The sequence below is a fragment of the Asticcacaulis sp. AC460 genome, from assembly GCF_000495795.1.
Classification (GTDB): Bacteria; Pseudomonadota; Alphaproteobacteria; order Caulobacterales; family Caulobacteraceae; genus Asticcacaulis.
Genome location: NZ_AWGD01000032.1, coordinates 198044 through 222417, shown reverse-complemented (window position 1 = coordinate 222417; position 24374 = coordinate 198044). Strand labels below are relative to the sequence as shown.

The following is a 24374-nucleotide window of genomic DNA, read 5'->3' as shown; positions in this document are numbered from 1 at the left end:
CGGCGATGTCGATGGTGTCCTACGCGGCCGGCGCGCGCTATCTCCAGCTTCTGGGCGGTGTCTGCGGCTCGTTTTACGACTGGTACTGCGACCTGCCACCTTCGTCACCGCAGACCTGGGGCGAACAGACCGATGTGCCGGAATCGGCCGACTGGTACAATTCAGGCTTCCTGTTGCTGTGGGGATCCAACGTCCCGCAAACCCGCACACCTGACGCACATTTCTATACCGAAGCACGTTACAAGGGCGTCAAGTCGGCGGTCATCTGCCCTGACTATTCAGAAGCCTCGAAGTTCGGCGACATCTGGCTCGCCGTCAAGCAGGGCACGGACGCGGCACTTGGCATGGCATTCGGCCACGTCATCCTGAAGGAGTTCCACCAGGACCGTCAGGTGCCGTACTTCCGCGATTACCTGCGTAAGTACTCCGACATGCCGATGCTCGTCCGACTGATTAAAAAAGATGGCTACCTCATTCCAGAGCGCCTGCTGCGCGCCTCCGATTTCATCGGCGATATGCACGAGGCCAACAACCCCGATTGGAAAACCGTTGCGATCGATGAGACGAGCGGCCAGGTCGTCGTGCCGCAAGGTTCGATCGGCTTCCGCTGGGGCGAGGACGGCAAGTGGAACCTGGAAGAAAAATCAGGTGCCGGTGAACCGACCTCCCTGCGACTGGGCCTGAACGGCGTCCATGACGAGGTCGCCGGTGTCGGATTCCCCTATTTCGCCAATGCGGCGACCGTCGGTTACGCCTCGACCGACCATCCCGACGTCCTAGTGCGCAATGTCCCCGTCAAGCGTATGGCGCTGAAAGAAGGCGATGCCATAGTCGCCAGCGTATACGATCTGTTCCTGGCCAATTACGGCGTCGATCAGGGCTTCGGCGGCGACTTCATGCCGGAGGATTTCGACGATCCGCAGCCGTATTCGCCGGCCTGGGCCGAAAGCATCACGACGGTTTCGCGCGACAAGATCATCGCCGTGGCCCGTGGCTTTGCGACCAATGCCGAAAAGACCAATGGCAAGTCCATGATCATCATCGGCGCTGCGATGAACCACTGGTTCCACATGGACATGAACTATCGCGCCGTTATCAACATGCTGGTCATGTGCGGCTGCGTCGGTCAGTCAGGCGGCGGCTGGGCGCACTATGTTGGCCAGGAGAAGCTGCGTCCACAGACGGGTTGGGCGCCTCTGGCCTTCGGCACCGACTGGGCCAAACCGCCCCGTCAGCAAAATGGCACGTCGTACTTCTACGCCCATACCGATCAGTGGCGCTACGAGACTGTATCGACCAGTGAATTGTTATCGCCGACCGCGCCAGAGGGCGACTGGAATGCGTCCCTGATCGATTACAATGTCCGCGCCGAGCGCATGGGCTGGCTGCCATCCGCGCCCGCCCTGGAAACCAATTCCCTGGAAATCGCCAAGGCGGCGGAAGCAGCCGGCATCGACACAAAGACCTATGTCGTCAATTCCCTGAAGGACCGGTCGCTCAAACTGTCGTGCATGGACCCCGATAATCCCGTCAACTGGCCGCGCAACATGTTCGTCTGGCGCTCCAACCTGCTTGGCTCGTCCGGCAAGGGCCATGAATATTTCCTGAAGCACCTACTAGGCGCGTCCCACGGGGTCCAGGGAAAGGATCTGGGCGTCACGGGCGAGCAGAAACCGATGGATGTCGTCTGGCACAAGGATGCGCCGGAGGGAAAGCTCGATCTCCTGGTAACGCTCGACTTCCGCATGTCAACCACGGCGGTCTATTCGGACGTCGTTCTGCCGACAGCGACCTGGTACGAAAAGCATGACCTCAACACCTCGGATATGCACCCCTTCATCCATCCCCTGACGGCAGCTGTCGATCCGGCATGGGAGGCACGTTCCGACTGGGCCATCTTCAAGGGCCTGGCCAAAACCTTCTCGGACATCGCGCCGGAAGTCTTGGGTGTCGAGCGGGACGTCGTCCTGACCCCCATCCAGCACGACACAGCCAGCGAAATGGCGCAGCCTTTCGATGTGCAGGACTGGTACAAGGGCGAATGCGAGCCCGTCCCCGGCAAGACCATGTCGCAGATCACAGTGGTCGAACGCGACTACCCAAATCTCTATAAGCGCTTCACCTCGCTCGGACCGCTGCTGGCCAAGACAGGCAACGGCGGCAAGGGCATCTTCTGGGAAACCGGCCACGAGGTCCAGTTGTTGAAGGAACTCAACGGTGAAGTGACGGAAGAGGGCATCAGCCACGGCCTCGCCAAAATAGAGACCGATATCGACGCCTGCGAAGCCATCATGATGCTGGCGCCTGAAACAAACGGGGAGGTGGCGGTCAAATCCTGGCGGGCGCTTGAGAAACAGACGGGCCGCGACCATGCCCACCTTGCCTTGCCCAAGGAAGACGAGAAGATCCGCTTCCGCGATATCGTCGCCCAACCGCGCAAGATCATCTCTTCGCCGATCTGGTCCGGCATCGAGAGCGAGCATGTCTGCTACAATGCCGGCTACACCAATGTCCACGAACTGATCCCGTGGCGCACCCTGACCGGGCGTCAGCAGCTTTATCAGGATCACCTGTGGATGCGGGCCTTTGGCGAAAGCCTGTGCGTTTACAAGCCGCCGGTCGACATGAAAACGACCTGGGTCAAGGGCGGGAAGAGCAACGGCGAGGCCGAAATCGTCCTCAGCTTCATTACCCCGCACCAGAAATGGGGCATCCACTCGACCTATTCCGACAACCTTCTGATGCTGACGCTCAATCGCGGCGGGCCGGTCGTGTGGATATCGGAAACCGACGCGGCCAAGGTCGGCATCGTCGACAATGATTGGGTCGAGGTCTTCAATTCCAACGGTGCCCTGACGGCGCGCGCCGTCGTGTCGCAGCGGATGCGTGAAGGCACGCTCTTTATGTACCACGCCCAGGAAAAGATCATCAATACGCCGGGCTCGGAGATCACCGGCCAGCGCGGCGGCATCCACAATTCGTGCACACGCATTGTCCTGAACCCGATCCACATGATCGGCGGTTACGCCCAGTTATCCTACGGGTTCAACTATTACGGCACGGTCGGTTCCAACCGCGACGAGTGCGTCGTCGTGCGCAAGATGAAAAAAGTCGACTGGCTCGAAAAGAAGCTCAGCAAGAAGGAACAGGCACAATGAAGATTCGTGCGCAAATCGGCATGGTGCTCAATCTCGACAAGTGCATCGGCTGCCACACTTGCTCGGTAACCTGCAAGAATGTCTGGACCAATCGCGAAGGCGTCGAATACGCCTGGTTCAACAATGTCGAGACTAAACCCGGCATCGGCTATCCCAAGGAGTGGGAAAACCAGAAGAAGTGGCACGGCGGCTGGACACGCAAGGCCAACGGCAAGATCGAGCCGCGCATGGGCGCCAAATGGCGCATCCTGTCGAAGATCTTCGCAAACCCCGACCTGCCGGAAATCGACGACTATTACGAGCCCTTCGATTTCGATTATGGCCACCTGCAGACGGCGCCGGAAATGAAGGCCTTTCCGACCGCGCGGCCGCGTTCGAAAATCACCGGCCAGCGCATGGAAAAGATTGAGTGGGGGCCGAACTGGGAGGAAATCCTGGGCGGCGAATTCTCAAAGCGCTCCAAGGACGTCAATTTCGAAGGCATCGAGAAGGAGATGTACGGCGCCTTCGAGAACACCTTCATGATGTACCTGCCGCGTCTGTGCGAGCATTGCCTCAATCCGACCTGCGTCGCTGCATGTCCGTCGGGAGCCATTTACAAGCGCGAGGAAGACGGCATCGTTCTGATCGACCAGGACAAGTGCCGCGGTTGGCGGATGTGCGTTTCGGCCTGTCCATACAAGAAGATCTATTACAACTGGAATTCGGGTAAGTCGGAGAAGTGCACCTTCTGCTTCCCGCGCATCGAGGTCGGCCTGCCGACCGTATGCTCGGAAACCTGCGTCGGCCGCATCCGTTATCTCGGCGTCCTGCTCTATGACGCCGACCGTATCGAAGCGGCGGCCTCGGCGGACGAAAAGGACCTCTATCAGGCCCAGCTCGATGTCTTCCTCGATCCGCACGACCCCCAGGTCATCGCCCAGGCGCGGCTTGACGGTATCCCTGAAGCCTGGCTCGAAGCGGCACGCTTCAGCCCTGTTTACAAGATGGCCATGGACTGGAAGATCGCCTTTCCGCTTCATCCGGAATACCGGACATTGCCAATGGTTTGGTATGTCCCACCCCTGTCGCCCATCCAGGCGGCCGCCTCGGCCGGCGCCCTCGAAATGGACGGCGAAATGCCCGACGTCAAATCGTTGCGCATCCCGGCCAAGTACCTGGCGAACCTGCTGACCGCCGGTGTCGAAGCGCCCGTCATCACGGCGCTTCAGCGGATGATGGCGATGCGGATGTTCATGCGCGCCAAGACCATCGACGGCCGCATTGACGCCGCAATTACCGAAAAGGTCGGCTTAAGCGTCGCCCAGGTCGAGGACATGTACAAGATCATGGCCATCGCCAACTACGAGGACCGCTTCGTCATTCCGACGGCCCACCGCGAAGTGGCGGAAGACGCGTACGACCTGCGCGGGTCCTGCGGCTTTACCTTCGGCAATGGCTGTTCCGGCGGCCAAACCGAGGTCGGGCTGTTCGGCAAAATCAGGAAGCCCAAGGCCGTTCCGATGGCTGCCAGAGCGAAGGATCTGTAATCATGGCTTATACCTATCAAGGCCTGGCCCGGCTGCTGGCCTATCCGACTGAAGACATCAAGGCGGACGCCGAGGCTATCCGTGACGTTTTTAAGCTCGAAGGCATGTTGAATGCCGGCGTGGTTTCGGACCTGTCCAAATTGATCGACGATCTTGGCGAAGGCGACCTGTACGATTTGCAGGAGGCATACATCGCCATCTTCGACCGGACGCGTTCCTTATCCCTCAATCTATATGAACACGTCCACGGCGAAAGCCGCGAACGCGGTCAGGCAATGGTGGCTTTACTGGAGCTTTATCGCAGCCGAGACCTGGAACTGTCCGCCAACGAATTGCCGGACTTCCTTCCGGTCTTCCTCGAATTCCTGTCGACCATGGCGCAAGCCGAGGCCGCATCATTCCTGGCTGAAGCTGTGCACGTCCTCGAAGCCATGGGCGCGCGACTGAAAAAGCGCGACAGCAAGTACAAGGCTGTCTTCGACGCGCTCGTCGTGCTCGCGGGCGTCCGCGCCGAAGCCCATGTCCTGGCCGCCCTGCTGGCGGAACCGGAAGAAGACCCGGACGACCTGGAGGCGCTCGATAAGACCTGGGAGGAGACCGCCGTGACCTTCGGTCCGGGTGAGGCCGGCTGCCCGAAGGCCGAAGCTCTGGTCGAAGCCATGCGTTCAACGCCTGCCGTCAAACGGTCGGCTGTCGCGGGAGGCTTGTAGTCATGGAAATCCTCAACAGCTTTCTGTTCGGAGTCTATCCGTACATCGCCCTTTCGGTCTTGGCCCTGGGTTCGATCCTGCGGTTTGACCGCGAACAATACACCTGGCGCTCGGGCTCTTCCCAGCTCCTTCGCCGCAAGCAACTGGTGTTGGGCTCGGTACTTTTTCACCTCGGCGTGCTTGTAATTTTCGTCGGGCATCTCGTTGGTCTTTTGACCCCCATCGTGGTCTTCGACTATCTCGGAGTGCCGCACGGTGCCAAGCAATTTCTGGCCATAGTCGCTGGGGGAATTGCCGGCGTTTTCGGACTGGCCGGCGCGCTCATTCTGCTCCATCGCCGCCTGTTCGACGCCCGGATCCGCAAAACCTCGAGCTTCGCCGATATCGCCATTTTGGCCTTACTGACCCTTCAGCTATGCCTTGGCCTGGCGACCATTCCCCTATCAGCGCAGCATCTCGATGGCTCGGAAATGATCAAGTTCATGACATGGGCCCAGGGCATATTCACCTTCAAGGCTGGCGTCGCCTCCCACGTTGCCGACGTGAACCTGATCTTCAAGGCGCACCTGGTCCTGGGCCTGACGATCCTTCTCGTTTTCCCGTTCACACGTCTCGTCCACATGCTGTCGGCGCCGATCTGGTACCTCAATCGCCGCGGCTGGCAGCTGGTCCGCACGCGCCGCGACATCTCCGACATCCGCAGGAAGTAAACTCATGGCATCCCTTGTTATCGAAGGCGTCGAAATCCCGGAACAACTGATCCGCGACGAAATGCCCAACCATCCTGCGGCGACCTCGGCGGAGGCTCACAAGAACGCGGCGCGCGCCCTGGCCATCAAAGCGTTGTTGCTCAATCGGGCAGCCGAGTTATTGCTTACGCCCGAGCCCGAGCCTGACGAAGCCGGTCGTCTGGAAACTGCGGAAGAGGCACTGATCCGGCAGGTTTTTTCGCATGAATTGACACCTCAGGTGCCGTCCGAAGCGGAATGCCTTCGTTTCTATGACGCCCGGCCGGACAACTTCTTCACCCCCGAGCTTTATGAAGCGTCGCATATCCTTGTGCTGGAGTCATCGCGCGAACTGGCTTTCGATCTGGTGAAGCAATTGCTGGCCGATCAAAGCGGTTTTGCCGGCCTCGCCAGGTCTCTGTCCGTTTGTCCATCGGGCCAGATTGGCGGGTCGCTCGGCCAGCTCCAGCGCGGAGACCTGGTGGCCGAAGTCGAAGAAGCCCTACTATCGACACCGGTCGGGGCGATTTTCCCCGAACCCGTTGCCTCACAGTTTGGCTGGCACATTCTGCGTCTGGACCGCCGTGTCGTACGTCAGCGCCTGCCGTTTGACGCCGTCAAGGCCAAGATATTGATGCATCTGGAAAGCCGAGCCTGGATCGCCGCCTCGGCGAAATATGTCGAAGGCTTGCTTGACGCCTCGAAGGCCAAGGGCGTTGCCCTTCGGCTGGGCGAGGCCGGTGATATCGAAAGGCCCAGCCTTTCCCTCGGTGGACTTGTCGACGACGATCGGATGGCGGCGAGAATCGAGCCGTGGCTGGCCGCCGTCGATCCCGATCTGTTGTCCCGCGTCCGTGCGGCTTCTGAAGCCCAGGGCAAGTCGGTCGTCGAACTCGTGCGCGGCGAGGTCCGCCATTTCCTCGATCATGCCGACGATGAAGCCTTCACGCAACTGGTCTCGGCGGCGCAAGGGTCGGACGATCCGATGCTGGCCAGCGTCGCCTGTATCCTGAAGTCACGCCTGACGCCACCTAAACGCAACTTCACGCTCATCCGGAAGTCCTGACGATGCTCACCTCCACAGCCGCCCTTACCGTTCTTGCGAGCCTTATTGCGCTCGCCCCGCCGGCGCTTGCAGATGATAACGGCAAGCTGATCTTCAACAACCGTCTACGCTCCGAGACGGTTGATCAGGAGGGCTTCGTCCGCGACGCGGAGGCTCTTACGACGCGGTTGCAATTGGGCTGGCAATCACCGCAATGGGGCAAGTTCCGTGTCCAAATCGCCGGGGAAGCCACCTATGCCCTGAACGAAAGCTATAACAGCACGCTCAACGGCAAGGCCGCTTATCCCACCGTCGCTGACCCGGAAACGGACGAAGTCAGCCGGCTCAACGTGACCTATAGCGGCTTGCCGAAAACCGAGATCACGGCCGGGCGCCAGACCATCGCTCTCGACAATGCACGTTTTATCGGTGATGTCGGTTTCCGGCAGACGGAACAGACCTTCGACGGCATCAAGGCGGTGACGACCGCTGTTCCAGGTGTCACCTTGACCTATGCCTGGGCAGGCCAGGTCAACCGCATCTTCGGTCACAAGAGTCCGCAGGGGCAGTGGGACGGCAATGTCCACATCCTCAACGCGGCCATGAAGACGCCTTTGGGCGCGCTCAGCCTTTACGACTACGTGCTCAATTTCGATAATGCGGCGTCAGCCTCGACCGGGACCTACGGTGCGCGGCTGACGGGCGGGGTCAAGGCGTCCGAAAAACTTGTCTACACATACACCGCCGAATGGGCGCGCCAGAGTGACAACGGCCGCAATCCGATGCACTTCAGTGTCGATTATGCGGCGGTGAGCGGCGGCCTGACGCGCGGCCCCCTGTCGGCCTCGCTGGCATTCGAGCGACTGGGCAGTGGCAACGGAGTGGCGTTCCAGACTCCGCTGGCGACACTGCATGCCTTTCAGGGCTGGGCCGACGTCTTTTTGACCACACCCAATGACGGCATCGACGATACCTATGCTGGCCTCGGATGGACGCTGTCGCCGGGTGGACGGATCAAGTCCGTCAAACTGACGGCCGTCTATCACGACTATCGCGCGGCGCGCGGCGGGGCGCGATACGGCAGCGAGTGGGATGCCGGCATGACCGTTGCGCTCGACAAGCGCTGGAGCGCCGGCGCCAAGGTGGCCATGTTCGACGGGCGTCAGTCCGCCATGGCAGACCGTACCAAGGTTTGGGTGAATCTCGACTACAGCTATTGAGGAATCGATATGACACATATGCCGGATTTCGAACCGGAACTGGGCATTGAGAGCATTCCGGAAGCCCTCATCAGTGAGCCGCTCAACTGGCTGTTTGCCGAACATTACAGGCACAGGCAGCTCTGCAAGATCATTGAAGGACTCGTGCGAAATGGCATTTACGACGAGGATCGGCTAACGCTCGTCATCGAGTTTCTGCAGCACGATCTGCCGCTCCACGTCCTTGATGAAGAGGAAGATTTGTTTCCGCTTTTGCGCAGACGCGCGCAGCCGGAGGATGATGTCGAACGGATCTTGGGAATTCTGGCGTCGGATCATCGGGCGGACCAAGAGCGCGTCTGCAACATCCTTGTTGGCTTGGAGCAAGCGAAAGCAGCACGAAAGCCGCCCTCGTTTGATGCGAATCTGCGCGCTTTGCTGACGGAATTCGTCGGCCTGGAACGCCGTCACGTTGCCCTGGAGAATGCCATCGTGATTCCGATTGCGCGCCTGCGGCTCAAGGCGGAAGACCTCGAGTCACTAAGTGAACGTTTGGCTGCTCGCCGTGGAAAAGTCATGGGCAGCCAATGAATGACCCTATCATTTCGCGTAATCTGAACTGGGTCGTTCATCGGACGCACGACGACCCGGAGATTTTCCGGCGGCGCGCATCCATTGAAACCAAACGTCTGTGGATCGGTTGCAGTGACAACGCGTCTGCCACGCTTGAGACTGGCGCTTTCGAGGAAGACGGCTGCCTTGTTTATCGAAACCTTGGTAACCAGGTATCACCGCATGATTTTGGGCTCATGGCCACGATCGAGTATGCGCTTCACATCGTGAAGATTAACGAAATCGTCGTCTGCGGTCACTACCGCTGTGCCTGTCTCAAAAGCGTTATTCAGAATGAACCTCCGAGCCTCTCGAATTGCTGGTCAGGCCCTATCCGGGTCATTTTCGACGAGCGCCGTCGTCAGTTCGAAGAGATTGTAAGCGAAGATGCTCAAATTCAGAGCTTATGTGAGTTGAATGTCCGCATGCAGATCCGAAATCTGCAGGAAAATGTGTTGATCAGACCGCTCCTCGCGACCGGTCGCATCCGACTGCAGGGGCTTATCTGGTCGCCGCGCGACGGACTTCTTCGGGATCTCGGAGCTGGAGTTTCCAAGCCGAAAAAGTCGAGCAAGAAACGGGACTGACGGTGGAACCGTCCCTTGAGGCGCCACAGTCCAGCGAGATATGAAATTATGACACCGATCACTATGAACGATGCGATAGAGATCGTCGTTTCCCACTCACCTGCCGTGAGCCGGATATCCAAAGGTCTTCGACACGCCTTCGGACGCGTCGCCGCTGAAGACATAGATGCGCGCCGCGACCAGCCACCTTTCGCATCGTCGGCAATGGACGGATACGCGATTATCAAACCGGACGCGCCGTCCGGCTGGGAAGATACGTTTGTTGCCGTTGGCGAGAGCCAGGCAGGCGCTCGCTTTCGCGGTGTTCTGGCAAAGGGTGAAGCCGTCCGAATTTTCACCGGGGCGCCGGTGCCCGAAGCGGCGACTGCCGTGGTTCTGCAGGAAAACGCAATCGTAGCAGACGGCGGGATAAGGTTTGAAAAGGACGCCAGTACCGACAAACCGCATATCCGGTCACAAGGGCATGACTTCCATCAAGGGGACATTCTCATCACCGCAGGTGAGCGACTGGATGCTTGGCGGCTGGCGCTTGCGGCTGCCGCGGGGCGCGGTTCGCTTTTGCTCGCAAAGCGACCGAGGATTGCGATCCTGACCACGGGAAACGAACTCGTACCCCCAGGCGGTGAGGCGGGGACAGATCAGATATTCGAGTCGAACTCTGTCGCCTTATGCAGCCTTGTCACCCAGTGGGGAGGAAAACCCAGAGTTCACGGGATCGGGCCTGACGACGCGGAAGTCTTGATTGGTCGAATAGCGTCTATTGACGCAGATCTTATCGTGACGGTAGGCGGCGCTTCGGTCGGTGATTACGATCTGGTGAAACCCGCGCTCGCCCGTCTTGGCTTTCGGGCACTATTTGAGAAGGTCAATGTACGGCCTGGTAAACCTACATCTTTCGGACGATTGCAGGATGATCGGCTAGTTTTGGGATTGCCCGGCAATCCGGGGGCGTGCCTGACAATGGCCCAGCTATTGTTGAAACCGTTCATCAGGGCAGCGCTTGGGCAGGCGCGTGACAGCGCGTCATGCCTGCCATTGGGTTCGGCCGTGCCGGCCAACGGGCCGCGCGAGGCGTATCTTCGCGCACAGCTGGCATGCAGTCCCCAGGGCCAGACGGTCGTACATCCATTTGCTGATCAGGATTCGGCAATGATCCGCAATTTTGCAGAGGCGGACGTTTTGATCAAAAGACCAGCGAATGCCCTCTGCGCCGATATCGGTGAGTGTGTTCCGGTCATCCCGCTTGAGCGACTTTGACCGGTGCATTCAAATTGACGAATGCCCTATCGTCATCGATCTCGATCCTGCGAGTTCGACAGTCAGCTAGAAACTGCATGACAGATAAACCGCCGCTCTCGCGCGATGTCTCCAGCGCCGCCTCCAAGGCCAGTCGCAGAGCGATACTCCAGGCAGCGCAGAGCGGATAGTCTCGCGCGCCGTGAAAATAGGTCACGTCTACGTCTTGTCCATGGCTGTCCAACAACGTCCCAATCATGTTCGAGGGAAGGTTCGGCATATCGCAGGGGGCGGTTATGACAACGTCCAGGCCCTGACCTTGTGCTGTCAACATCGCGGCATGGACGCCACTCAGTGGGCCAAGCCCTTCAAATCGCGGTGTATCAAAGCACAGGCCGATACCCAGTCGCGCCAGTGCGCCGGCCAGGGCGGAGTTTTGCGGTCCCGCATTCAAGATAAGTCGGGACGCCTGGGGGCGGAGCGCATCAAGCACCCATTCGATCAACGGGCGGCCGTTGAAGACGTAGAACGGTTTGTTCCCCCCGATTCTGCGCCCAGCACCTCCGGCCAGGATGACCACCATGCCTTGCTGCGCAATCATGATGGGACGATCGCGATGCAGACGAGCGAGTGATCGCGGCTCCGTTGTCTGTCAGTCACATTGCTGGACCGCTGTAAGGTAGGGCAGTCCGGAACGCCCGCCGGATTTCATGACGACCGCCAAACCCTCAATCCTCATATGTTTGTCGACCGCCTTCAGCATATCGAACAGGGTGAGGGCGGCGACGCTTGCCGCGGTCAAAGCTTCCATTTCTACGCCGGTTTGTCCGTTCGTCTTTGCTTCCGCCAGGATGTCAAAACCTGGAAGACTGGGATCGAGGTTGATTTCCACTGTTACCTTGGTCAGCGCAATTGGATGGCAAAGCGGTATCAGTGTGGAGGTTTGCTTGGCCGCCATTATGCCGGCGAGCTCGGCGGTCGATATGACTGATCCCTTCGGAGTGCGGTTGTGACGGACCAGATCGAGGGTCTTCGACGAACAAACGAGGCGGCCGCGTGCGATCGCCGTTCGGCTGGTGATCGCCTTTTCCGAAACATCCACCATCTGGGCGCGGCCCTTCGAATCGAGGTGGGTAAGGTCGTAGGCATTCATGCAGGTATACTCCAGCGTTGCATGTCCAAGGCATCCTTCGGTGTCGGTTCGACCCATTGGTTCAGGTGCGGTCCGCATTCGCGTTTCCACAGCGCTGCATTCGACTTGAGTTGATCCATCATGAAGTCGGCCGCCTCGAAAGCGGCACGCCTGTGCTCGCTTGCGGCGGCGACGAACACAACGGCGTCGCCGGCTGGAACCTTTCCACAGCGATGGACGGCCGAAACGGCGAGAACATCGAACGTTTCGCGCGTGGTCTGAGCGATGCGATCAATGGATGCTTCCGTCATGCCCGGATACCAATCCAGGAAAAGGTAGTCGACCTGCTGCCCTTTGAAGTCCGGGCGGACAGAACCGGTAAAAGTCACAATCGCCCCGGCGTGCCCCCAGTCGCGATGAAACTGCTGTGCGGCGTCGACGGGTTCGAAGGGTTCAGACACAAGCGATGTGGAAATGATGTTTGGGTTCATCCGCCGGAAAACACCGAAAAAAATGCGATTTCGTCCCCTTCGGACAGGACAAGGTCCTCCCGCGTCGTGACTTGATTAACGCTCATGTGTATCGCGTCGGATTGAACCTGGCCGAGAGCCAAAGGCGCTTCGAATAGCGAATCGCGCAGCCTGTACAGAGTTTGACAATCGCTCGCCAGGTCCTGACGGAGCCTGCGTTGGCGCATGATATCCGCCATACGGCCAAAAAACAGAACGTCGATCATGCCGCACCTCCGGACTTCATGTATCGGCTGTAAAGCACGGTATTCTCGAGGTGCATGTGAAACCGCATTTCGCAGTCGATCACCTGGCATGAGCTGTAGAGCGTCCTCCAGGATTTCGGTGCCTTCGGTGGCGGGGTAAAATTGCCGGTCAGCCGGGCAATTGAATCGAGTTCTTCACAAAGCTCATCATGTTCGGTGATTGCCCGCAGGACCGGGAAGCGAAGATTATGCCGCGGACTGAAGAGAATTGCGGGAAAAACAGTGTCTTGTTCCTTCTGTTGATGCTCTTCGGCAAGGTCCACCAGCGTGGTCAAGTGGGCAGCCATTCCGTGAGGGACGCCCGGGTGGTCCGCGAAAGCCGCTTCTACCGAGCGCGCCAGATGTAGCGCGGTCTGCAGATGGTTCAGGTGGACGCGATGATAGCGTTCTTGGACGTAGTCTATCAGTCCACGTTGGTTTGTTGGAACCTTCTGAGGGTCTAAAGGCATTTCGGACAGTTGCGCTGTTAGTTCGTCCAGGTTCAACTTACGCGCTGTCGCGGCTTGCGAAAGGGTAAGGTTACCGGATCGATAGTGATCGATCCCGTATTCCCGCAGGATGGCGATAGCACCGGGTCGTGTGTCGACAAGTTCATGAATGAATGCCGAAGTGATGTTCATATCGGGTACCAACAATGAGAACGTTTCGCGACTATTGTTACAATCCACCGGGCAGATGTCCTTGGTCGTGGATCAAGCGTTCGCGCCATTTTTGCCGCTTTCACTCTTGATCAATATCATTCGTCCCGCGGCGGCGCTTTCGCGTGCCCGAAAGGGCAAAGCGCGGTTCGCGATCAATGACCCGGCAAATGCAGGGGGACGCGGGAGCCCTGTTTCAAGTCGCGTCGGGCAGTGACGTGCGAAAGTCCTCCCACCAAGGCAGTTTCATCCCGAGCCGCAAGCCGCACTCGCTCAGGGCCGAACAAATGTTCAAAATTGTTTTGCCCGCGATGCCACGGTGACGAAGAAGCGCTTTTTCGGTCATCGTGCACAGATCGCCAGTAAATCGCAGCCGTTCATGATTGAACGCTTCTTGAACCCGGGGGGGCCACTTCGAGTAGTCTATGGGACGGGCCAGAACGTCGCGCTTGCTGTAGAATTCGCCTTCCAGCCTTTCGACCTCAAGCGTGTATACAACAGCGGGCGGTAGCTTGTTCAAAGCCAGAAGTTTTATAAGTTGCTTGCCATCGGATAGTTGCGAGCGTCCAACGACAGCGCAATCGAGCAATACACGTTCAATTGCGGAGTTCACCTGCCTCTTCATGATCCGATCTCCCTTGCGAGCCAACGCAGCCAATGCAGGCCCCCTTTGTCAGGAGGGTGCGGCACAGTTGCCTCAATGCAAGATAGCGCAACGGCCTGCTAAACATTTGACAATCATCAACTAAGGAAGGGCATTCGATCGGCGAGGCGATTTGACGCGGGAGATACATAATAGTGCTGTCGAAATGACGGCTAAGCCCCGTTTGCTTATGCGTTATCGGCAGTCCTCCGTATGGCGCGCTCCGCGAAGGCCATTTTGTTTCGACGCGATCGCTGGTGTCCGCACTTGATAAAGCTCAAGTGGTCATAGCGGACCCGTCAATAGAGCTCGTGTGGTTTCATCCTATATCGTCATGGTGAAGCCGGGAACGAGGTGACTGACACCTTTCGCCACCCGTGGCAGCAGGAAACGGGCAATCGTCCGCATCTGTTGGTCACGGTGGCGAGGAAGGCGCGGCTTTCCGCTTTTGAGGATGTTCTGATGGCCTTCGAGGCTCACAACCTTGCCGATGGGTTCGGCCGGCGTTTCTCCTACGTCCGTTTGTCCGTCACCGAAGTGTGCAATTTTCGCTGTACCTACTGCCTGCCCGATGGATGGAAGAAAACCGGCCCCCTTAGCTTTCTCACTCCGTCAGAGATCGCGAACCTGGCCTCTGCCTTCGCCGGAGTCGGTGTCACCAAGTTTCGACTAACCGGAGGAGAACCGAGCGTTCGCCCTGACCTTATCGATATCATCGCCAATCTCGCGGCGGTCGATGGAGTCAAAAAGATTGCCATGACGACGAATGGCTGGAACCTTGATCAACGCGTGAACCGCTGGCGGAATGCCGGCCTGAGTCACCTCAATGTCAGCGTCGACTCCCTGGACCGGGAGACATTCCGCACTATTACCGGTCACGACAAGTTGCCGGCCGTCATGGCAGGCATAGACACGGCACTTGGCCTCGACTTCGCGGCCGTGAAGATGAACGCCGTCCTTCTTAGGAGCACTGCCAACACGGGCTTCGACACCTGGGCCGAATTCGTTCGCGAAAGGCCGGTCGCGGTCCGATTTATCGAATTGATGCGGACAGGTGATAACGCCGAATATTTCGCGGCGAATTACGTCAAGGGCAGCATTGTCACGGACTGGCTGGAAGAGCGGGGCTGGGCGCCACAGGACAAACACAAAGATGGAGGTCCGGCAGTCGAATATGCCCATCCGGACTATGCCGGTCGTATCGGGCTGATCGCGCCTTATGCGGCGGGGTTTTGTGACGGATGTAATCGGTTGCGCGTCACCGCACGAGGCAAGCTGAGACTTTGCCTGTTTGGGGAGGGCGGCTGTGATCTGCGCGATCTTCTTCAGGACGCAGAGGACAAAGAGCCCCTTACACGCCGTATTGCACAGGCGCTTTCAGGCAAGGCCGCGGGGCACCGTCTGCATGAGAATTTGCCCGGCGACTTGCTCCATCTGGCGCAGCTCGGCGGCTAGGTTCCGGCTGTTTTCTGCCCCAACGGCAGGCTGAAGGAGCCACTTTCGAAGGCTTTGCAAAGAGGTGAACCTGTGACCGGACTGAAATCGATACTTTGCCTCTTTGACGGAGACGAAACGCAAGCTCCAGCGCTCGATTTTGCCTTGGCTTTATGCGTTCGGCACAAGGCATTCCTACATGTTCTGCATGTCACAGAGCCGATTGATCCTTATCTCGAACTGAATTCCGCACAGGAAGCGAATGTGGTGGACTCTCAAAGCCATATTTCCGATCAAATCGCGTGGGTGGTGAGAATGCGTGCGCAAAAATTTGGCGCAGCCCTGTGGCGAGGACATTTGAACTCGAGAGAGTTTCACGAAATGGGCGTCGGTTACGAAGCCCTGACGGGATATGTCGAAAAGGTCGTTCCTCGGGTCGCTCGCACAAGCGATATCGTCATATGCTCCAAAACGCCGGCAAAGAAAGACGCGGCGTCGGATGTCTTCATGAGTACACTCATGCGCTCCGGAAGGCCTGTTCTCCTCGTCAAATCCTATGGCAACAGCGCCGATCCCGGAATGCTTTTCGATCAGGATGTTGCCGTGGCGTGGGACCGCAGCGTGCAAGCCACGCGTACGATTCATAATCTCCTGCCGTTTCTCCAAGCCAAGGCGAGACTTCACATTATGTCCGTGGCCGAACAGAACAAGAAGATCGACGTCCGTGACGATCCGGCTGTTATGTACTGGCTGAAACGCCACGGATTTGTTCCAACGCTCCATCTGATGGCGCAAGGAGACACACCTGTAGGCGAACTCTTGCTGGCGAAAACACGGGACGTCGGGGCAGGGGTCCTTGCCGCAGGAGCCTATGGGCAAAACGCTTTGGTCGAGAAACTGATCGGTGGCACGACGATCGATCTATACAAACAGGCTCATGTTCCACTGTTTCTGACTCATTGACCGCCACCCATCCAGGCTCGACACCTGAGCGACCGTTTTGGTGCCGGTGCGTTTAGCGAATGTATGCGCGCAAAAGCCGCGAGAATAGCTGCGCGATTTTGCCGGTTCGTCGAATAATTTCAATCAGGGGATTGACGCCTGTCAAATGCCTCCCGACCAATCAACATATAGTGGCCCGAGTGTTTACCCACCCCATATTTTGATTGGAAACCTCCATGGCTGACAGCGATAGCGGGCTGCGCGCCCTCGAATTCGTTCTTTCTACACAGCCGGAAAAAATATTTCCGGAAGCTCTGGTCGACTGCAAACAAACCGTCGAGGAATATGTTCTGCGGCAGGATTGGCGCGTCAACGCCAATGCCAATACGTCCTACAGTAATGCCGGCCTTATCAATAACGCCGCAGGCAAGATTATTGCGAATTACTGGCTGGACCATGTCTACGCTCCGGATGAAGCGCGGGCCCATCGTCGAGCCGATCTGCACATTCACGACCTGGACTGTCTGACAGGATATTGTGCGGGGTGGAGCCTGCGGGCCTTGCTCGATGAAGGCTTCAACGGTGTGCCAGGCAAGGTGGCCAGTCGGCCGCCGCGTCATTTCCGGGAGGCGCTTGGCCAAATGGCTAATTTCCTCGGCATCCTGCAGTCCGAATGGGCCGGAGCCCAGGCGTTCAGTTCGTTCGACACCTACCTGGCGCCTTATGTGTTCAAGGACCAGCTGTCATTTGGAGATATAAAGAAGGCCATCCGGAGTTTCGTTTACAATCTGAATGTTCCCGCGCGCTGGGGGCAAAGTCCGTTTACGAATATCACCTTGGATATCACCGTGCCGCCGGACCTGCGTGACAACTTCCCGACGGCTGACACCCTGCATCTGTTCAAAGGTATCGAGGACGAGACGTTGCTGTCCGAAGCCAAACGGCGCGGCGCGGCCGCGCTTGAAGACATGAGCTACATCCATTTCCAACCCGAAATGGAGCAGATCGTCATCGCCTATTACGAAGTCATGACCGAGGGCGACGCACAGGGGCAACCTTTCACCTTCCCGATTCCCACCGTCAATGTCATGGAGGATTTCGATTGGGATAGTCCCGTGGCGACAGCGCTGTTTGAGAACACCGCCAAAATCGGCAGCTCCTACTTTCAGAACTTCATCGGGAGCCAGTACCGATTGAATGCTGCGGGCGAACGTGAGCCCAATCCGGACGCCTACGCACCGCATGCAGTGCGCAGCATGTGCTGTCGTTTGCAATTGGACCTGCGCGAACTTCAAAAAAGAGGCAACGGTCTCTTTGGCTCAGCTGAAATGACGGGGTCTATCGGCGTCGTGACATTGAATATGGCGCGTCTCGGTTACCGCTTTAAAGGCAACAGGCCGGGGCTACTGGCCGAGATCGAAATGCTTATGGATCTGGCACGGTCGTCATTGGAAACAAAGCGAATCTTCGTCCAGGAAATGTACGATCGCGGTCTTTACCCTTACACGCGTCGTTACTTGCCGCACTTCCGCAACCATTTCAGTACCATCGGCGTCAACGGAATGACCGAGATGGTGCGGAACTTCACCGGCGACGCCTACGATGTTACCGATCCGCGGGGTATCGCTTTCTGCCAGGACATTCTGGATGTCATGCGGGCACGCCTCAAAATCTACCAGGAAGAAACCGGCCACCTGTACAATCTCGAAGCCACGCCGGCCGAAGGGACGACCTACCGTTTCGCCAAGGAAGATGCCAAGCATTATCCGGGAATCCTGCAGGCCGGATTTGACGAAAACATCTACTACACCAATTCCAGCCAGTTGCCGGTCGGCTTCACTGAGGATCCGTACGAGGCGCTCGACCTCCAGGACGCCTTGCAGTGCAAGTATACCGGCGGGACGGTCCTTCACCTTTATATGAGCGAACGGATCTCCTCGGGAGAGGCATGCAAACGCCTGGTGAGAAAGGTGATCGAGAACTATCGGCTGCCCTATATTACCATAACGCCAGTCTTTTCGGTATGTGAGACCCATGGTTACCTCGCCGGCGAACAAAGCCATTGTCCGACCTGCCGCAAGGAGACGCTCGTCTGGACGCGGGTGATGGGGTATCATCGTCCCGTCGCCAGTTTCAATCTTGGCAAGAAGGGCGAGCACAGGGAACGCCTTCATTTCAAGGAAGGGGCTACGAGCCTCCCGTTATTCCGCTGCGAGGCCGCGGAGTAGGGCGATGTGGCGCAAGTTGCCGATCACCAGTTTGACGCCGTTCACCTTCCAGGACTACCCGGAGCACACTGCCTGCATCCTGTGGTTCTCCGGCTGCAACATGGCATGCGGCTATTGTCACAACCCCGAACTGGTGAAGGGCACGCTGGCCAAGCTACCCCACGAAAAGATCGAACGGTTTCTGGCCTCGCGCCGGGACCGTCTCGAAGGGGTCGTCCTATCGGGAGGTGAATGCACGCTGTCGTCGGCGTTGCCGCAATTCGCCGGATATTTGAAAAACCTGGACTTCAAGGTCAAGATTGACACCAACGGAACGCGTCCGGAAATGATCGCGGGACTACTGGATGCCGGGCTGGTTGATTTCATCGCGCTTGATTTCAAGGCGCCGGCGGTAAAATTCCAGGCCATCACCGGTATGTCGGCTTGGCCGGATTTCCTTCGTTCGCTTCGTTTGGTGGCTGCGGCGGCGACCGGCAAGGAATTGCGCACGACGGTCCATGCCGATCTGCTAGATCGCAGCGACATCGAGACGATGATCAGCCTTCTGGAAGACGTTGGATTCCGTGGCACCTTCGTCCTGCAGAACTTCAGGATGGGCCGCACACTCGGTAATCTCAAAGCCCCATCCCAGCGGCTGGATCTGACGGGCCTGGCCGGGGCGGGACTGGACATCCGGTTCCGAAACTTTCCGGAAGCGCATGGTCTTGTGGATTCGTAACGCGCTTGCTCTTGCATGAATGTTTTGGGTCGGTTGATTGATATTCTTGATTTTTCCGGGCGCCGGGACGTGCTGTGCTTGCGTCGGCGATTTGACGCGCTCCGCGCGGGACGGGACTCAATGCAAAGGTCGTGGCAAGAACAAGATGTGCAGCGCTTCCTCGGTAAGGAGGCGCCGCGGTATACTAGCTATCCGTCCGCTCACCATTTCGGCGCCATGCCGGCGGCGGCCTATGAAACCGCGCTTCAATCGCTACAGCCGCACCAAAGTCTCGGTCTTTACCTACACGTGCCGTTTTGCGAGCAGATGTGTTATTTCTGCGGATGCAATACCCACATCACGAAGCGATATTCGCCGGTCTCCGCCTACGTTGAAAGCCTGGTCCGGGAAATTCACATGGTAGGAGGGCTTCTGGCTTTTCGACCTAAGGTACATTCGATCCATTTTGGCGGCGGTTCCCCGGGGATTCTGTCGCCTGAGGACATGGCCGAGGTCTTCAACGCCCTAATGTCGAATTTTTCGATCGGGTCAGGCGCGGAAATTTCGATCGAACTCGACCCGCGGCGGATCACGTTGCCCAAAGTTCAATCCTATGTGGCAATGGGGTTTAACCGCGTCAGCCTCGGGGTTCAGGATACTAATCCTGCTGTTCAACGGGCAATAAATCGCGTTCAGCCGATCGAGCTCATCAAGGAGAGTGTCGATTTGCTCAGGTCGTATGGCCTAAAATCCATCGGAATGGATCTCATCTACGGATTGCCACTTCAGACGTTGGAGAGTCTGGCGGTCACCTTGGCTGAGGTTCGGCGTCTTGAACCCACTCGCATCAGCGCCTTTTCCTATGCGCACGTGCCCTGGATGAAGAAACATCAGACGCTGATCGACCGCGACACACTGCCGACGACCCAGGATAAGGCCGAATTCTTCATGCTATTCGACCAAACTCTTCAGGAGCAAGGCTATAGAGCCATCGGCATCGATCATTTCGCCTTCCCAGACGACGGCCTGTCCAAGGCGCTCGACAATCATACCTTGCGGCGCAATTTCATGGGGTATACGGACCAGCCGAATGACCGTCTGCTCGCGTTCGGCGCCTCCGCGATCAGTGAACTGGACGGCGGCATATTCCAGAACATTCCGCAGAGTACGACGTACCAGAACACGATCAACAAAGCAAAGTTCGCAACGAACCGGGGGTGGCTTTTCAGCGGCGAAGACCAGTTGCGCAAGGCGATCATAGCGGAGCTGATGTGCTATTTCGAGATCGATATCGGTAATATCCTTATCGATCATGAATTGCCGTTCGGCTATCTCGATGGAGAGTTGGCGCAACTGGGCGAGTTTAGTTCCGCTGGCGTAGTGACGGTCCGGAATCGCAAGGTCGTGTTTCATTCGCCCTTGAGGATGCTCGTCAGGTCCGTCGCCAGCGTCTTCGATCCGCATGCCGCCGACACGACGGATGATCATCGTTATTCCAAGGTCGCCTGAGCAGAGTTCGTCAATGCAAAATCCAGTCGACGGATAAATGACTTGCTCATGGTCCTTACCCATTCTTGATGCCGGCCAAAATCTGATTTCCCGATTTTATTTGGCCCTTAAAATTTGCGTCAGAGGGGCGCAATTTTGGCATTTTGCCCGGAATCGAATTCACCCCTTCTAAGTGGCTATTCTGTCACGTGAGCGGAACAGAACAAGAATTTGTTGACATGGAATGCCGGATCGGGCCATCAACGGACAAGATCAGGTGCCTGGCGGCTGGCGCAAAGCGTTGTATTTCCAGCCTTAAACAATGACCGAGCGTAACAGGTAATGTACGCGAATAGGTCTGTTTTTATTACACACCTTACGCCCACCCGGCGGTTGTCTAAGTCTTTGAAAGTTAAGCGAAAAAACAACACGTATTAGGCGTCATTCATGACGCCTATAAAAATGGACTGCTTCACGAAAATTCTCTTTACGCAGTGGAATCAATGCCTTAAACCTTTCATAGCAGGCGTCATCAATGACGCCTGCGAGGATTGAAAGGGAAGATAATGGCAGGAAAGCCATCAGGCCTGAATCGCAATGAACGATTCCAGCTACGTCTCGATGGTGCCACGCTGGACGCATTGAAGCGCAGGGCGGCGCGCGAAGAAGTGCCAATCAACCATCTGGTCGTTAGCATCCTGGAGCGCGAACTGGATGACACATCTCGGTATCACCAACAGATGGCCGCCAAGCAGAGCTTTATCAGCGCGGCGTGGCTCAATGTGATCGCCGCCCGGCTTCTTCCCGTAGACGTGCGAAAGGAGGTTTTGCGGTCAATTCAGGATCAGGCCAGCCGTGCATTCGGGGCCAATCCGGAGATACCCCGCGGCCTCCTTGAGAGCAAAAGCGCGGACGATTCCGAATTCGTCACAGAGCTATTCGAGTTGTTCGAGCGGTACGCCGAGAACCGTTGGAATATAAGGCCTGAGTAGGTGCGTGACGTCCTGATTTGTGGTATGGTGTTAGCCCCTCACACCTCCTAAAATCCGGACGACACCTCAATGGACGCATCTCTCACTGCGCAGAAGAAACGTCCCGAAAACAGCGCTGGCAGCGCGTGGCTTCGGGGCGGACAAACCATCGCACACACCGCTGACATGATCGTGGAGCTTTGGCGGAAGCTGCGATGGCTACTGCTGTTATGGGCCGTTGTCTGCTGGGCGATCGCCGACCATGCAGCTCCTAATGAAGACCAGGTGTATGCCGGCCTGCACGTCGTAGCGTGGCTCTACACGCACATCGGCGCACCCTTGCCTGACAAGTTGAATGTCCCTGACCCGGCTGGCGTCAGCCACGTCGTTGCCGCCAAGATGTACGACGCGCTGCCATTCGTGAACGCGGCGGTCGACCGCTACTTCGGCTACATGTGGCAGGGCTTCTGGCTTTGGCTGGTCGGCAGCATCGCCACCCTTACCCTGGTCTCCTATGCGTTCATCAGGTCGGGGATAGACAAGCTTGAGAGCCACGACATCCGTGGCCAGCAGATCGTTCCCTTGCGGACACTGCTCGAACTCATTGGCAGCTACAACCTCTCCAAGGCCCGCGACATCAACCAAGACACGCTGCGGGCTTTGTCGCTGCCGACGGCGAGCATCAAGAACGACCTTCTGCATCGAGCCTATATGAAAGTGCGCGACGTCGCCCAGGGATTTGCGGATGCGCGTGACGATGTCATCTCCATGTTCGGACGTGTCTCTGGGAAATCATCCAACACCGAAGGCGAGGTTCAAGCGCTTTTGACCGATGGCGATCATTACAATCGCCTGCTCGACGAGGTCCGCGCCAACTCAGACCTGCCACACGCGATCCTCAAGGATCGGCGCTGGGCGGAAGGCCGGCTGGACAAGCATCAGCGCGATATCCTGAATTGTATCGCGCACGAGGCGGCTGATCGCGGGCTACCCTTTTATGTTCGTCCCAGCGATTTCCGTCGGCCGACGATTGGCAAGGTGCCTTACCCCTATAAGGCTGAGTTCGAGCACACTCTGGTTGTTGGCGGCACCGGCTCCGGCAAGTCGGTGGCGATCCATGACACGATCGACAACATCAAACGTTGCGGCGACTCCGGTGTCATCTACGATCCTGAAGGTGAATTCATCCGAGCGCATTACCGCGAGGGCGTCGATCTCATCTTCAACCCCTTCGATATGCGCTCCGTCGACTGGTCGCCGTACATGGACCTGCATGACCTGACGCATTGGCAGTCGAGCGCCGCCGATCTCTTTCCAGACCCGAAGACGGGTGATCCCTATTGGACCCTGGCGACACGGACCATCTATTCCTACACCGGCTGGCTGCTCGGCACCAAGATGCGCAGCCGTGCCGGTCGCAACCCGACGATCAGCGAACTGCTGGCGCTCCTGGTTGGCCCGCACGACAAACTCTACGAGCACCTGAAGAACACACCGGCCGCCAACACCCTGGGTGAAAAAGCGGGCCCGAGGTCGGATAGTCTACGTTCCGTCCTGATCACGGGTGCGGAACGTCTCAGCCATCTCCTCGGTACCAAGGAGAACTTCTCGATCCGCAACTGGATCAACGATCCCAATCAAAGAGGCTTCCTGTTCCTGAGCGCTCCGGAGGACCTGGCCGCGACCATCAAACCGATCCTGGCGCATCTCTCGTCACTGACGATCACCGCGCTCCTGTCACGTGACCCGGAGCAGTCGAAGAAGACAACATGGATCATCCTCGACGAGTTCACCTCCCTTGGCAAAATGGACAGCCTGGCGGACTCGCCGGCGCGCTTGCGTAAGTTCGGCGGCTGCATGGTCGTCGGTATGCAGCAGGTCAGCCAGATCGAAGAGATTTATGGCGAGCCAAAGGCGCGCTCGATCGTCGGCCAGTTGCGTAACAAGCTGATCCTCGCCTGTAACGATCCGCGCACCGGCGAGTTCATGTCCGATCTCATCGGCAAGCGCGAAGTGCGTCGCATAGAGGAGACGACCTCTTACGGCGCCAACAATATCCGCGATGGCGTTGGCCTGGCGCCGAAGGATACGGTCGAGCCCATCGCCATGCCTGAACAGATCCAGCGCCTGCCGACACGCACCGGCTACATCATGTTCTCTCCGGGACAACAGGGCTCAGCCTTCCCGGTATCCCTGGTGACCTATCCGTTCGTCAAACGGCCGCACCGGGCGCCGTCCTTTGTTCCGCACAATAGGCAGAACCCGATCGAGATTCACTATCTCCAGCAGTTGTCTGCGAAGGATGAAACTCTGGGCGGTCTGATGACACCTCCAGAGGCGAAGGGGCTTCCAGGTGTCGAAGTGACGGGACAGCAGGATCTCGACAAGGAGGCGACACGTGATGACGTCGCCGATCTCGCGCCTGTCGAATCCGAAGCTGTGCGGTCGGCGCCGCACCAGGCGCTGGTCGAGGAAGGTAGCGTCACCGGGCTGACTGTCGAAGATGCCGCCGGGAAGAAGGCAGGCAGGACAGCCGTATTACCGCAAGCCGACAACCGGGCAATTCTCGACTCGTTGAACGACATGGTCAACGGGCCCGACCTGTTCAGTGGCATGTAAGTC

22 protein-coding genes are annotated in these 24374 nt (G+C 58.0%); 16 read left to right on the top strand and 6 right to left on the bottom strand.

All coding sequences use genetic code 11. The features are described 5' to 3' along the window. The first annotated feature begins 11 nt into the window (after positions 1 to 11). The 9 genes from ABAC460_RS42375 to ABAC460_RS42335 are packed head-to-tail and all read left to right on the top strand — an operon-like array spanning position 12 to position 10825. Positions 12 to 3158, top strand: coding sequence for a nitrate reductase subunit alpha (locus ABAC460_RS42375; RefSeq protein WP_304412724.1), 3147 nt, complete (start codon positions 12 to 14; stop codon positions 3156 to 3158). Next, on the top strand, positions 3155 to 4687 hold the full coding sequence (gene narH / locus ABAC460_RS42370; protein WP_023454899.1) for a nitrate reductase subunit beta: 1533 nt from the start codon (positions 3155 to 3157) through the stop codon (positions 4685 to 4687). Before ABAC460_RS42375 ends, narH begins: the two co-directional genes overlap by 4 nt. 2 nt (positions 4688 to 4689) lie before the next feature. Then, on the top strand, positions 4690 to 5397 hold the full coding sequence (gene narJ, locus ABAC460_RS42365) for a nitrate reductase molybdenum cofactor assembly chaperone (protein ID WP_023454898.1): 708 nt from the start codon (positions 4690 to 4692) through the stop codon (positions 5395 to 5397). A 2-nt stretch (positions 5398 to 5399) separates the two neighbouring features. Further along, a complete protein-coding gene (narI, locus tag ABAC460_RS42360; RefSeq protein ID WP_023454897.1) occupies positions 5400 to 6107 on the top strand; it encodes a respiratory nitrate reductase subunit gamma in 708 nt (235 codons plus the stop codon). Positions 6108 to 6111: 4 nt separating this feature from the next. Next, positions 6112 to 7191 carry a peptidylprolyl isomerase gene (locus ABAC460_RS42355; protein WP_023454896.1) on the top strand — a complete coding sequence of 360 codons (1080 nt, stop codon included), beginning with the start codon at positions 6112 to 6114 and terminating at the stop codon, positions 7189 to 7191. A gap of 2 nt (positions 7192 to 7193) precedes the next feature. Further along, positions 7194 to 8390, top strand: coding sequence for a hypothetical protein (locus ABAC460_RS42350; protein WP_023454895.1), 1197 nt, complete (start codon positions 7194 to 7196; stop codon positions 8388 to 8390). A gap of 9 nt (positions 8391 to 8399) precedes the next feature. Next, a complete protein-coding gene (locus ABAC460_RS42345) occupies positions 8400 to 8960 on the top strand; it encodes a hemerythrin domain-containing protein (RefSeq protein ID WP_023454894.1) in 561 nt (186 codons plus the stop codon). Next, positions 8957 to 9568 carry a carbonic anhydrase gene (locus ABAC460_RS42340; protein ID WP_023454893.1) on the top strand — a complete coding sequence of 204 codons (612 nt, stop codon included), beginning with the start codon at positions 8957 to 8959 and terminating at the stop codon, positions 9566 to 9568. The genes ABAC460_RS42345 and ABAC460_RS42340 overlap by 4 nt, the downstream gene beginning before the upstream one ends. A gap of 48 nt (positions 9569 to 9616) precedes the next feature. Further along, complete coding sequence (locus ABAC460_RS42335) at positions 9617 to 10825, top strand: molybdopterin molybdotransferase MoeA (RefSeq protein WP_023454892.1); 1209 nt, start codon at positions 9617 to 9619, stop codon at positions 10823 to 10825. Here the strand turns inward: ABAC460_RS42335 and mobA are convergent. The 6 genes from mobA to ABAC460_RS42310 all read right to left on the bottom strand — a co-directional run bounded on the left by mobA (position 10803) and on the right by ABAC460_RS42310 (position 13974). After that, on the bottom strand, positions 10803 to 11405 hold the full coding sequence (gene mobA, locus ABAC460_RS48555; RefSeq protein WP_023454891.1) for a molybdenum cofactor guanylyltransferase: 603 nt from the start codon (positions 11403 to 11405) through the stop codon (positions 10803 to 10805). The two genes, ABAC460_RS42335 and mobA, sit on opposite strands and share 23 nt — an antisense overlap. Positions 11406 to 11456: 51 nt before the next feature. After that, positions 11457 to 11957: a cyclic pyranopterin monophosphate synthase MoaC gene (gene moaC, locus ABAC460_RS42330; RefSeq protein WP_023454890.1), complete on the bottom strand. Its 501-nt coding sequence runs from the start codon at positions 11955 to 11957 to the stop codon at positions 11457 to 11459. Further along, a complete protein-coding gene (locus tag ABAC460_RS42325) occupies positions 11954 to 12427 on the bottom strand; it encodes a molybdenum cofactor biosynthesis protein MoaE (RefSeq protein ID WP_023454889.1) in 474 nt (157 codons plus the stop codon). Before ABAC460_RS42325 ends, moaC begins: the two co-directional genes overlap by 4 nt. Then, positions 12424 to 12672 carry a MoaD/ThiS family protein gene (locus ABAC460_RS42320; protein ID WP_023454888.1) on the bottom strand — a complete coding sequence of 83 codons (249 nt, stop codon included), beginning with the start codon at positions 12670 to 12672 and terminating at the stop codon, positions 12424 to 12426. The genes ABAC460_RS42325 and ABAC460_RS42320 overlap by 4 nt, the downstream gene beginning before the upstream one ends. Further along, positions 12669 to 13331, bottom strand: coding sequence for a hemerythrin domain-containing protein (locus ABAC460_RS42315; protein WP_023454887.1), 663 nt, complete (start codon positions 13329 to 13331; stop codon positions 12669 to 12671). The genes ABAC460_RS42320 and ABAC460_RS42315 overlap by 4 nt, the downstream gene beginning before the upstream one ends. 214 nt (positions 13332 to 13545) lie before the next feature. Continuing rightward, positions 13546 to 13974, bottom strand: a complete 429-nt coding sequence (locus tag ABAC460_RS42310; protein WP_155914716.1) for a hypothetical protein — start codon at positions 13972 to 13974, stop codon at positions 13546 to 13548. Positions 13975 to 14454: 480 nt separating this feature from the next. On the opposite strand from ABAC460_RS42310, the gene moaA reads away from it, so the two are divergent. The 7 genes from moaA (at position 14455) to ABAC460_RS42275 (ending at position 24371) form a co-directional block, all read left to right on the top strand. Beyond that, entirely contained in the window at positions 14455 to 15447 is a 993-nt protein-coding gene (gene moaA, locus ABAC460_RS42305; protein WP_031237266.1) for a GTP 3',8-cyclase MoaA, read from the top strand. 72 nt (positions 15448 to 15519) lie between these two features. After that, the gene (locus ABAC460_RS42300) at positions 15520 to 16389 is read left to right on the top strand and encodes a universal stress protein (protein WP_023454884.1); all 870 of its coding nucleotides are present in this window, start codon (positions 15520 to 15522) and stop codon (positions 16387 to 16389) included. A 215-nt stretch (positions 16390 to 16604) separates the two neighbouring features. Beyond that, positions 16605 to 18596, top strand: a complete 1992-nt coding sequence (locus ABAC460_RS42295) for a ribonucleoside triphosphate reductase (protein WP_023454883.1) — start codon at positions 16605 to 16607, stop codon at positions 18594 to 18596. A 4-nt stretch (positions 18597 to 18600) separates the two neighbouring features. Next, positions 18601 to 19314: an anaerobic ribonucleoside-triphosphate reductase activating protein gene (locus ABAC460_RS42290; protein ID WP_023454882.1), complete on the top strand. Its 714-nt coding sequence runs from the start codon at positions 18601 to 18603 to the stop codon at positions 19312 to 19314. 15 nt (positions 19315 to 19329) lie between these two features. After that, the gene (gene hemN, locus ABAC460_RS42285; protein WP_235075841.1) at positions 19330 to 20802 is read left to right on the top strand and encodes an oxygen-independent coproporphyrinogen III oxidase; all 1473 of its coding nucleotides are present in this window, start codon (positions 19330 to 19332) and stop codon (positions 20800 to 20802) included. Positions 20803 to 21347: 545 nt separating this feature from the next. Further along, positions 21348 to 21773 carry a hypothetical protein gene (locus ABAC460_RS42280; protein WP_023454880.1) on the top strand — a complete coding sequence of 142 codons (426 nt, stop codon included), beginning with the start codon at positions 21348 to 21350 and terminating at the stop codon, positions 21771 to 21773. 69 nt (positions 21774 to 21842) lie between these two features. Further along, a complete protein-coding gene (locus ABAC460_RS42275; protein WP_081716639.1) occupies positions 21843 to 24371 on the top strand; it encodes a type IV secretion system DNA-binding domain-containing protein in 2529 nt (842 codons plus the stop codon). Positions 24372 to 24374: the final 3 nt, after the last annotated feature.

Excerpts from the sequence above, each read along its gene's own strand:
- moaC (WP_023454890.1), bottom strand. The coding sequence starts at position 11,957 with ATGAATGCCTACGACCTTACCCACCTCGATTCGAAGGGCCGCGCCCAG.
- ABAC460_RS42325 (WP_023454889.1), bottom strand. The coding sequence starts at position 12,427 with ATGAACCCAAACATCATTTCCACATCGCTTGTGTCTGAACCCTTCGAA.
- hemN (WP_235075841.1), top strand. The coding sequence starts at position 19,330 with ATGAATGTTTTGGGTCGGTTGATTGATATTCTTGATTTTTCCGGGCGC.
- ABAC460_RS42355 (WP_023454896.1), top strand. The coding sequence starts at position 6,112 with ATGGCATCCCTTGTTATCGAAGGCGTCGAAATCCCGGAACAACTGATC.
- ABAC460_RS42350 (WP_023454895.1), top strand. The coding sequence starts at position 7,194 with ATGCTCACCTCCACAGCCGCCCTTACCGTTCTTGCGAGCCTTATTGCG.
- narI (WP_023454897.1), top strand. The coding sequence starts at position 5,400 with ATGGAAATCCTCAACAGCTTTCTGTTCGGAGTCTATCCGTACATCGCC.
- ABAC460_RS42280 (WP_023454880.1), top strand. The coding sequence starts at position 21,348 with ATGGCAGGAAAGCCATCAGGCCTGAATCGCAATGAACGATTCCAGCTA.
- mobA (WP_023454891.1), bottom strand. The coding sequence starts at position 11,405 with ATGATTGCGCAGCAAGGCATGGTGGTCATCCTGGCCGGAGGTGCTGGG.
- moaA (WP_031237266.1), top strand. The coding sequence starts at position 14,455 with ATGGCCTTCGAGGCTCACAACCTTGCCGATGGGTTCGGCCGGCGTTTC.
- ABAC460_RS42340 (WP_023454893.1), top strand. The coding sequence starts at position 8,957 with ATGAATGACCCTATCATTTCGCGTAATCTGAACTGGGTCGTTCATCGG.
- ABAC460_RS42290 (WP_023454882.1), top strand. The coding sequence starts at position 18,601 with ATGTGGCGCAAGTTGCCGATCACCAGTTTGACGCCGTTCACCTTCCAG.
- narJ (WP_023454898.1), top strand. The coding sequence starts at position 4,690 with ATGGCTTATACCTATCAAGGCCTGGCCCGGCTGCTGGCCTATCCGACT.
- ABAC460_RS42295 (WP_023454883.1), top strand. The coding sequence starts at position 16,605 with ATGGCTGACAGCGATAGCGGGCTGCGCGCCCTCGAATTCGTTCTTTCT.
- ABAC460_RS42375 (WP_304412724.1), top strand. The coding sequence starts at position 12 with ATGGTGTCCTACGCGGCCGGCGCGCGCTATCTCCAGCTTCTGGGCGGT.
- ABAC460_RS42320 (WP_023454888.1), bottom strand. The coding sequence starts at position 12,672 with ATGATCGACGTTCTGTTTTTTGGCCGTATGGCGGATATCATGCGCCAA.
- ABAC460_RS42315 (WP_023454887.1), bottom strand. The coding sequence starts at position 13,331 with ATGAACATCACTTCGGCATTCATTCATGAACTTGTCGACACACGACCC.
- narH (WP_023454899.1), top strand. The coding sequence starts at position 3,155 with ATGAAGATTCGTGCGCAAATCGGCATGGTGCTCAATCTCGACAAGTGC.
- ABAC460_RS42345 (WP_023454894.1), top strand. The coding sequence starts at position 8,400 with ATGACACATATGCCGGATTTCGAACCGGAACTGGGCATTGAGAGCATT.
- ABAC460_RS42310 (WP_155914716.1), bottom strand. The coding sequence starts at position 13,974 with ATGAAGAGGCAGGTGAACTCCGCAATTGAACGTGTATTGCTCGATTGC.
- ABAC460_RS42275 (WP_081716639.1), top strand. The coding sequence starts at position 21,843 with ATGGACGCATCTCTCACTGCGCAGAAGAAACGTCCCGAAAACAGCGCT.
- ABAC460_RS42335 (WP_023454892.1), top strand. The coding sequence starts at position 9,617 with ATGACACCGATCACTATGAACGATGCGATAGAGATCGTCGTTTCCCAC.